1 protein-coding gene and 1 pseudogene are annotated in these 2689 nt (G+C 22.4%); one reads left to right on the forward strand and one right to left on the reverse strand.

Annotation, left to right across the window (positions count from 1 at the left end):
• A pseudogene (locus GM111_RS08435) lies at nucleotides 1–197 on the forward strand (hypothetical protein); the annotation flags it as partial.
• A 150-nt stretch (nucleotides 198–347) separates the two neighbouring features.
• Here GM111_RS08435 and GM111_RS07970 read toward each other — a convergent pair.
• Entirely contained in the window at nucleotides 348–2390 is a 2043-nt protein-coding gene (locus GM111_RS07970; protein WP_156300566.1) for a hypothetical protein, read from the reverse strand.
• Between the last annotated feature and the right edge of the window lie 299 nt (nucleotides 2391–2689).

Raw genomic sequence — 2689 nt, forward strand, 5'->3', positions numbered from 1 at the left:
CTCTTACTTTATTTAAGTCTAAACTTAAAAAAGTTCCTTCTCTTTTTAGAAAGAACTTTAAAGCTATTTGGTGCTTTGATCCTTTTATGTGTCCTAATTGCAGTATTAAGCTTGAAGTTTATGAACTCTTTATAAATAATTCTATTGGACCTCCTATTCATAAATTCTATAACCCTAATGGCCTATTATTTAAATAGGTATTTTTGTATTACTTAAATTTACTTATTAATTTTATTTTTTATAAACTGTTGTTGTGTTTTATATTAATCAATAAAATCATATACATCTTATTAGAATTCTAATTTCCTATAGAATAAAAAAGAAGTAGAATATCCTACTTCTTTTTTTCAATATTTATAATCTATACCAAATCCAATTTTATACATCATTGGATTACTTGTAAATTCTTTATCTGCTGGGTTAAAAAAATTATAAATTTTTCTAAATGGTGTTTTTATAAAACTTTTTTCTATTTCTAAATTAGCTTTAATATCTAAATTATTTATTGGACTATATTTAAAATCTATATATGGTTTTATAGTATATTCTTGTCCTAACATCCATTTATCCTTCTCGTCACTTCCTTGAGTTAAATATGGACTATCAGGATACGAATTTAAAAGTTCATTTCTAAGAATCGGATTAATATTTGGTCCGTATAATTTAGTAATATGAGCTCTTCTTGCAAGCATTGCACCATCAAATTTAAGACCTGTCTTAATCTTGATGCCATTTTCATTATATAAATGATTTAAATCAAATCCTGTTTTTAATTCATTCATATCATATAAATTTAAACCATTAAAACTATATTTCTCAAATTTTTCTAGAATATTAAACTTAAGTCTAATACCATATCCAAAATTTCTTTCATAAGACGATGTTAAATCATTATATATTTTCCACTCATTATTTTCTGGATTTGTAATAAATTTAAAATCATTTTTTAAATTTACTTTATCTTTAGATTTTACATACTCTAATTCAGTTAAATTTGATACCACAAGTTTTTTTACTTTAGTTTTATTGAAATTCTTTGGAGGATCACTATTTACCTCTGTTATTATATAATATTCATAAGGTTTATAACCATCATCTGGTGTATATTGAAAATGATTTTTTACTATATATTTATTCCCGATTTTTTCAATACTCTTTCCTAAATTTTTTTGTAATAAAGTATTAATAGTTAAATCTCCAAAAAAATCAAAAGCATTTTCATAATCATCATTATCTTTAAAATAATATCTATGTTTCAATAAATATTTTCTATCACTATCCACACTTTTTATTACTTCTGAGTTAAATTTAAAATCATTAGAAATAGATAGCCCTTTAACACCTATATTTGATTTTTTAACAATTAAATTTATATCATATTTCTTTGTATCTAAATAATTATCAAGAATTTTAAAATTTAATGGATTGTATTTAGCGTTATATGTATGATCATATGAAACTTTAAATTTAAATTGATCTATCTTATCATGCTCATGATCTAGCACTTCCCAAAATTCATGTAATCTTTTCTTCTCAGTATTATAATCAAAATATGCACTAATCTTATTTCTATAATTTTTTCTTTCATTTAAAAGATTAATCTGTCTACCATTATATACATCAAGACCTAAAAAAATATTATTATTAACTTTATATCTACCATAAGAATTAAATTCTAAAATTGCTGGTTTAAATTCCCTTGTTACTATTCTAGGAACTACTGTAATACCTAAATTATCATCAAATAAATATGTGTATCTCCCCTCAATTATACCATCATTTTTTTGATATCTTACATCATCTTCTTTATATGATGTTAAATATTTTATATACTTTAGACCATATTTCTTTTTATTAATTTCAAAATTTATTTTTGCTTGAAAATCGTTATTTTCTTTAATAATATGTCTTTTTTGTGGTGCAGATATTTCAATAGTTTCACCAATCAATTCTCCATGTTCATGGTTGTGCTCATGATTATGATCATGATTATGATCATGACTATGTATTTCAGTTTGTTTATCATCTTTAAATAAATTTGATTCAAATATTTTATATTCAGGTATTCTATAATCATAAAAAAATTTATATTCTTTATAATTTTCTGGTAATTCAACTTTCTCACTTTCTCTAAGACCTGTAACATATCTTGAAGCAAGTGTAGGATAACTAATATTAAGTCTATCTCCTTTTAAAATTAAATTCATACTATATTCATTATTCGGTGTTGAAACAGTTAAATCAACAGGCTTATATTTAAGCTTTGAGTATTTAATAGAATTAAATTTCCCTTCATTTTCTACTGATGATTTATATATTATATTAATCTTTTTTCCTGAAAAAGATAATGAGCTTAAAATTAATGTTAATATTAAAAGTTTTTTATTCATTTTCCTCTTGTATGATATAGTTAGTTCTTAAACTTTACCATACATCTCCTTTCTTTAGTATTTTATATTTTAATATTATCAAGTATAATTAAAGTATAATTACTGAGTATTATTTATTTTTTACTATTGTTTTTAACTTTTTAGAGGAGAGTATTACCCCAGTATTATATTCATTTTTTATAGTTGGATAAGTTATCAAATTTTAATCTCATTACAAGTCTATTAGTATAATATTTGGTGTACACTATGCTTCTGTTATTAATTCTAGTAATGAAGTTATTGGTAAACCTTTTCTTGTA

This window comes from Streptobacillus canis, assembly GCF_009733925.1.
In the GTDB taxonomy this organism is placed as follows: Bacteria; Fusobacteriota; Fusobacteriia; order Fusobacteriales; family Leptotrichiaceae; genus Streptobacillus; species Streptobacillus canis.